A 7050-nucleotide genomic window follows, 5' to 3' on the forward strand; every position below is an offset into this window, starting at 1 on the left:
CCCCACCCCGAGCCCTATGGCCCCGCCCCGCCCCGCCGCCAAGATCAAGGGGAAGACGCCCCCGCAGATGTTCGAGAGCGTGGGCGCCTTCGAGCGAGCCCACAGGCCGCAAGACGCCACCCCGCCGGGCGGGGCGGTCGACTTTTTTGTGGTCCCCCGGTTCCACGCCTGCATTCAGACCACCCCGTCGGCCGTCGACTTCTACTTCGACGTGCTCCACCCGCGGCAGAGCTGGCGGACGCTCGCCATCCGAACGGTCTTCAAGGCGGCCATTTCGAGCCGAGTCGTCCGGGGCGGGTTAGTTCGGGCTGGACTCCTCCACAGTGTGTACGCCGCCCCGCCCGTCCCCAATGTGCGGTGGGCGGACTTCGAGGTGCTTCTCGGAGAGTGGCAGTTTTCGGGCGCCTTCTGCGACCGGCTCGGAACCGTCTCCCACGTCTTGACGCACGACCGGAACGCCGACCGCCTGCGGAACGAGGTCGACGCGCGCCGCGAGCTCGCTGGCGTCGTCAGCCTCCCTCGCCTCCACGCGGCCTCGCTGGACGGGGACGCTAGGGGATGGATCGAGGACGTCGTGTACGAGTCGCCTCCGGCCGACGACCGCCCGCTCGACTGGGCGCAGCGTGCGATGCTCCGGGCCTACGACGCCACACGGGAGACGGCTCGAGTGGGCGAGTACCTCGACCGGCTCCAGGCGGAGACCGACGAGCGGTACGCGGCCGCCCCGCCCGAGGTGAAGCGGTCGGTCGACGCGCTCCTCGACCTCGCGCGCCGCTCGGCGGACGAGGCCGGCGTTCGGGAGCTCGCGCTCGCGCGGTGCCACGGCGACCTCAACTGGATGCAGATGGTCGGCCCGCTCGACGCCCCGGTGCTCATCGACTGGAGCGAGTCCGAGGTGTGCTCCGTGTTCCACGACCTCGTCTACAGCTCGATCCGGTACGGCCGCTGGCGGAACTACCCCGCCAAGGACTACCCCGACATGTACGCGGTCCTCCGGGACGCCCTCCGCGACGAGATGGCCGGCGTCCCGGGCATCTTCGCCTCCGCCCTCGTGCTCGCCGAGGTCGGTGTCAAGCAGCACGTCGACCACGTCCGTGAGCTGGGGTCGTGGGGGGCGTGGCGGAACCACGTGCGCGAGCTGTTCGACTCGATCGGCGAGCCCGAGCGGCTCGACGTGCCTGGGGGCGCGCGCGTAGAGACGAGCCTCCGACGCGCCGTCTGAGGCCCGCCCCGCCCGCCACCCCGCCCTCACAGACGCCGGGGCGGGGTGGTTTGCGGCGGAACAGGGCGGCCGGCGTGAGGCTCAAGCTCCTGGAACAGGTACCACCCCCCGACTGACCCGATTCTCCTCATGCTCCCTGATGCCCCGGCGGTCTCCGTCGTCGTCACCTGCTCCGGATCGCGCGCGCGCGTCGAGAGGACGGTCCAGTCGGTCCTAAGTCAGACCTACGCCCCCACGGAGGTCCTCTGCGTGAGCGTTGGGCCAGACGGCGAGTGCCCCGCTCTAGACGCCCTTCCGGCCGAGCACGCGGTATGGTGGAGGGTGGTGGGGGAGGGGGCGGCGGTAAGCGACTCCCGCGCCGTCGGCTTCGGCGAGGCGCGTGGCGACTACGTCCAGTTCCTCGACGCGGGGGACGTGATCGAACCGGACAAGCTGGCCCGCCAGGTCGAGGCGGCCCAGGAGACGGGGGCCGATCTCGTCGCGGGGAGCTACCGCCACGTGTCGAGCGGCGGCAAGGCGGCGCACAGGCGGGCGGGCGGCGAGCCCCCGTGGCTCGCCCTCTTCCACGACCGCCTCGGTTCCACGGCGTCCAACCTGTGGCGTCGGGAGGCCGTGCGCTCGGCCGACGCGGTTCCGGCGCCCCGGTCGCGGGACGCCTGGGTGCGGATGCTTACGGCCGGCGCGGTCGTGGCGTACGCCGACGAGGAGCAGACGACGGTGTACGCCTGGTCGAACACTGAGGCGGAGCGCGCAGCGCTAGAGCGGGACGTGCGCGAGCTGACCGCTGCGCTCAACCACTGCCGGACCCACGGGATCCTCAGCCCGGAAGAGACCGAAGCCGCTCGCGAGGCCGTATTCGCCCACGTCCGCCGGCTCGCCGACGTGGACTTCTCCGCCGGCACGGCCGCGTACCGCCGAGCGTTCCCGGACGGCTACGTGCCGTCCGTGTCCAAGGCCAACACCTGGTCGTACGTCGCCGTGCTCAAGGCGGCGGGGTTCGGGGCCGCCGAGCGCCTCCGGCGGGTCAAGCCCGTGCTCGACCGCGAGGTCACGGGCCGGTACCGGAGCCTGGCCAGCCTCGAAAAGGCGTGGCGGCGGTACTCGGGCGAGAGGCCGTCGAAGGCGCAGTCCTGGGCGCGCACGGCCCGCGTCCTGGCCGCCCCCGAGAAGGTCCTCCTGTTCTACCCCGAGGTGCCCCGGCCGTACGCTGTGCTGTACAAGCTCGCCGTCCTCGCGGGGTACCGGATGACCTCGGACCCCGAAGGCCCGTGCGACGCCGTCTTCCTCTGGGACGACGAGACCCGGTCCGCCGTCGGCCCCTTCCGCAACGACGAAGCCGCGATCAACCTCCGCTGCACGGACATCAGCAAAGAGCACGTATCGGCGGTTTTCGAGGGCGCTTTCGGGTACCCGGTCGAGGTGGACCCGACGACGTACGAGGGGCGCGTCGTGAAAAAGTCGGACGAGAATGCGACCCACGACGGCGAGGTCATCGACTGCCCCATCTCGGCGGACCTCGTGTTTCCGGGGTACGTGTACCAGAAGGCCATCGACAACCGGCGGGACGACGCCGAGGGGTTCTACGAGTACCGGGTCCCCGTCTTCCGCGGGGGGGCTCCGGTGGTCTACGTCAAGTACAGGCCGGTCGGCGCCCGGTTCAAGGCGTTCGACGGCGCTGAGGTCGTCGCCCCCGAGTCCGTCTTTAGTGAGGAGGAGCGGAGCCAGATCGTGGCCTTTACCCAGGCCCTCGACATGGAGTACGGCGAGCTCGACGTCCTCCGCGACCGGGCCGACGGACGGATCTACGTGGTCGACGCCAACAAGACGCCGAGCGGCCCGTCGCGCGGGTTCGATCTGGAGCAGAGCGTTAAGGCGCTGCACGCGCTGCTGCCGGCGTTCGAGGCTCTCATTGCGGAGTCGGCGCGGAGGCTCCCTCGGGCCGCGAAACCAGGCGGACAGGCGCGTCGGCAGAACGGCCCGCTCGCGCGAGTTCTCTCGGGTGTGCAGGGGGCGGTGGGGGCGGGGCGGCGACCGTAGCGGGGCCGGACCGCCCCGCCCGCGGGGCAACAGGTCGCTCGCGCCTATGCGAGGGCGGGGTGGCCGGTCTAGGCCGGACCTGAGGCGCCGCCCCACCCCCGGCTCACGTCTAGCGTGTCGCTCGGTCTCGGAGGGCGCGGAGCTTCGTCCCGACCTTTGCCCGCGACCGCGCTCGGTTCACGGCCCGCTCGGCCCGGGCACGAACCCGGTTCACGGCCGGGACCCGGTGGCCGAGCCCGTCCTTGACCATGAACTGGCACGGACGGCACCCCCCGCACGGCTTCCCGTTCCGGGGTTTAAAGCAGAACCACGTATGAGCGTCGAGGAGCGGCGACAGGCCGGCCGCCTCGGCGGCCTCGAACGCGGCGGCCTTCGTGGTGTCCCAGAGCGGGAACGCGAACCGGCCGAACAGAACCTGAACCGGCTCTGGGGCATCGTCGGACAGCGCGTAGGTAGGGCCGCCCGGACCCTCGACCCGCCCGACGCTGTCGCCGAACATGGGGCGGAGCCGGCCGCCCCCGTAGATCGACAGCTCGACGCCGGTCCAGTCGGCGGCCTTCGCAAGCCGGGGGAGCCAGTCGTACTGGGTCCCGATGCTGTGGTCCTCCCGCAGCGTCCGCCACGCGTCCGTGATTTCGGGGTCGGGGGGGACCGCCCGGAGGTCGACGTAGCGGGGCGGCTCGATGCGGGCGTAGGCCTCGGGGTACCGACGCTCGAGCGCGAGCAGGAGCCCGTTCATGGCGCCGAGCTCCATGTGGGCCGACCCTCGGTTTCGGTCCACGACGTACACGGGGCGGACGGGCGTCTCCTCGAGGAGCGCCCTCTGGAGCACGCGGTACGTCGAGTCCCAGCCCCCCGTCCACAGCGTGAGGTCGTCCTGGGGGGAAAGGTCGTTGAGGTGGGTTGGGTTGAAGGGCGGCATACGGGGGGAGAACAGGTGGGAGGAGCTACGAGCGGAGACCAGCGGACCGGAGCAGCCGTCCGACAAGGGCGCGGGCGGGGCGGGCCTGGGCGGCGGGGCGAACATACGCGACGCCCGAGGCGGGAGAAGCCGGGGCGGTGGAGCCGTTCCGGCCCTCGCCGGTCCCATTCTTCGACTAGGCCGGGGCACTCCCAGCGGAATGAGAGGGGACCCTCGTCCTCATGGAACCCGAGGCGTACAAGCCGTGACCTAACCCCAAGAGCCTAACCCATGCCCGCAAACCATCGAGACGCTGCTCGTCTTCACGTCCTCGCCGCCCGAGCCAAGAGGGAGAACCCGGCCCCGTCCCAAGGGCTCGTGGCCCGCGCTCGGGAGGTGTACCGATTCGGCTACTGGCGGTCGGTCCGGGTGCGGGGGGTGCCCAGAGCAACACGCGAGTACGGCCGGGAGGCCGAGCACCTCTGGGGCGTGTCGCTCCGGCGCCAGCTGGCCGAGCAGGTGTGGCTCGCGCTCCGGTTCGGGTTCGACGCTGATGTGTACTACCGCTACCGGCTCTACCTGCTCGGCGACCTCCGCGACGCGGTCCTGTTCATTCCGACTCCTACGAACGTTGCTCTCCGCCACCGTGTCCGGGGAGTCCTTGGCTACGACGTATCCATCGGCGACAAGCGCCAGTTCGCGGAGCGGTGCTGCGAGGAGGGGCTCCCGACCGCCCCGATCGTCGCGGAGTTCGATGGGGGCGACGTCCGGTGGGGGCCGTCCGCCGAGGGCGGGGTGGAGCGGCTGCCCGCGCGGGACCTCTTCAGCAAACCGGCCGATGACCTGGGCGGGGCGGGCGCCGCCCGATGGGTGTGGGATGGGGCGGGGTACGTCGGCGAGGACGGCGAGCGGCTTGCGGCGGCCGACCTCGTCGCCCACCTCCAGACCCTCTCTCAGGGGCAGCCTCACGTCCTCCAACCCCGGCTCGTAAACGTGCCGGACCTCGATGCCCTCAGCCCGGGCACCCTCGCCACCGTCCGCGTGATCACAGCCAAGGGGCCGGGCAGCGACCCCGAGCATGTCGGGTCGTTCCTGCGGATGGCGATGAAGGACCAGCCGGTCGACAACTTCGATCAGGGCGGACTGGCGGCGCCGGTCGACGCGGAGACAGGCCGGCTCGGCCCGGCCATTCGGAAGGACCTCCGCTTCGCTGCGCGGGACTACGACCGGCACCCGACCACGGGCCACGCGATCGTCGGAGCCCGGGTGCCCCAGTGGGAGGAGGTGCTGGCCCTCGCCCTGGAGGCCCACCGCACGCTCACGGACGTCTCCGTCGTCGGCTGGGACGTGGCCGTGACGACGAGCGGGGTGGTCCTGGTCGAGGCCAACACGGCCCCCGACGCTCGCTTCCAGCAGACTGGGCTGCGCCCGCTCGGGACGACGGCGTATGCCAGGGTCTACCTCGACGTCCTCGACGCGGGCTAGGGCGGGCGGGGTGGCGGTCCGGCCACCCCCCCGGGCCTGCCCCCGTCAGGCGCCCCGCCCGCCCCGGGCGGGCGGATGGCCAGTCGAACGACGTGGCCTCGCCCTGACGGAGCGCGCGGTCCAGGTGGAGACGGAATATACTACCGCTGCCGGTTCGATTACTTCTGCGACGCCGTCCTATTTTTTACGTCTATAGAAAGCGGAGCGGACTTGTGATAGAGTCTGGTGTCCTTTAGCCCACACCCGCCTCGTGGCGAGTTGTATTCGCCACCTCGCCCATTCCGCCTCTGAGAACCACCCGCTCCACTGGGCGGCGCGGAACCACTCGGCTTGATAGATGGCGAAGGTTGGCCCCTGTCCTGACCGGGTCAGGTATTTGTGACTCCAGGGTTTGCGCCCCGTCGTAAAGTGAAGGGCGGCTATGACTGAGACTGCGGGCGGGGCGGCACGCGTGACGTGGCTTCCAGCCTGAACGTTCCACTCGCCCGGGAGCGGCGCCCATCGACTTCCGCCGGCAGCAGCCGACAAGACGGCGTTGAGGCCGCATTGATCTACAGTCTTGTAGAGGTGTCCATACTCACGGAGCTCAGCGATGACGGCCTGCCCTAGCTGCTCGGCTCGCCAACGCGAGAAGTCCATGACCATCACGCCCGAGTTGTTGTAAGGAAGAAAGGGGTCGAGTCCACGCTCAGCGTAGCTCCGTCTCCCCCGCCCGACCGGGGAGCCGGTGTTCGGGGCAGCGGCGGCTGGAGAGGGCCGCCCAGTAGGATCCCTGAGTGAGACGTCGAGGAGAGCCCCGGGGTCTCGGAACACGAGGACATCGCCGTCGAACCATACCGCCCGCCCGACATCGCCGAGGATGTCAGGGGCGAGCAGACGGAGGTAGGCCGTAGCCGTGATCCGGCTGTTCCCTCCGAGACCGGCGATGGCGCTGAGGTCTGGGGCCACGCGGTGCACGTCGAGCGTCACGCCGCGTGCGGCGGCCTGGGCCGCCGTGTGACCGAGCGCCCGGTCGAGGCGCCCGGCGACGGCCGGGGAGAGGCCCCCGTCGAGGACGTGGAGGGCGAGGCGCCGACCGGGGTCCGAGGCCGCGGCGAGCGAGGCGGCCATGACGGCGGTCGGGAGGGCGAACCCGTCGTCGGTCGCACACACCACGTGCACCGGGGGGGCGAGGGCAGGTGCGGTCGTCGTCATGTGGGGCGTGAGCTTGATCGCTGCGTGAGGTGTCGGTGCCGGCATCGGCTGAGCGAGTTTACCACGTATGCCTACGGCGGCCCGCGCCGACCGCCTCGACGTCTCCGTCACACCGGCCACCGATTAGGAGATGGGGAGGCTGTAGAGGGTGAGCGCCCCGGTCCAGTCGTTGCGTACGAGGCCCCTGACGCTCCGGCAGACGGTCCCTGTC

At 71.2% G+C, this 7050-nt stretch carries 5 protein-coding genes; 3 read left to right on the top strand and 2 right to left on the bottom strand.

From position 1 onward, the window contains the following. Positions 1-16 precede the first annotated feature (16 nt). Together RM540_RS10735 and RM540_RS10740 are read left to right on the top strand one after the other, a co-directional pair. Positions 17-1222 carry a protein kinase family protein gene (locus RM540_RS10735; RefSeq protein ID WP_311663927.1) on the top strand — a complete coding sequence of 402 codons (1206 nt, stop codon included), beginning with the start codon at positions 17-19 and terminating at the stop codon, positions 1220-1222. A 129-nt stretch (positions 1223-1351) separates the two neighbouring features. Next, positions 1352-3259 (top strand): glycosyltransferase family 2 protein, encoded by a 1908-nt coding sequence (locus RM540_RS10740; protein ID WP_311663929.1) that lies wholly within the window; start codon positions 1352-1354, stop codon positions 3257-3259. A 109-nt stretch (positions 3260-3368) separates the two neighbouring features. Here the strand turns inward: RM540_RS10740 and RM540_RS10745 are convergent, their stop codons facing one another. Then, positions 3369-4181 carry a hypothetical protein gene (locus tag RM540_RS10745; protein ID WP_311663931.1) on the bottom strand — a complete coding sequence of 271 codons (813 nt, stop codon included), beginning with the start codon at positions 4179-4181 and terminating at the stop codon, positions 3369-3371. A gap of 417 nt (positions 4182-4598) precedes the next feature. Between RM540_RS10745 and RM540_RS10750 the strand changes: the two genes are divergently transcribed. After that, a complete protein-coding gene (locus tag RM540_RS10750; RefSeq protein WP_311663933.1) occupies positions 4599-5645 on the top strand; it encodes a sugar-transfer associated ATP-grasp domain-containing protein in 1047 nt (348 codons plus the stop codon). A gap of 177 nt (positions 5646-5822) precedes the next feature. Here RM540_RS10750 and RM540_RS10755 read toward each other — a convergent pair whose 3' ends face one another. Then, a complete protein-coding gene (locus RM540_RS10755) occupies positions 5823-6839 on the bottom strand; it encodes a glycosyltransferase family 8 protein (RefSeq protein ID WP_311663935.1) in 1017 nt (338 codons plus the stop codon). Positions 6840-7050: the final 211 nt, after the last annotated feature.

It is taken from the genome of Rubrivirga litoralis (assembly GCF_031846415.1).
GTDB classification, from domain to species: Bacteria; Bacteroidota; Rhodothermia; order Rhodothermales; family Rubricoccaceae; genus Rubrivirga; species Rubrivirga litoralis.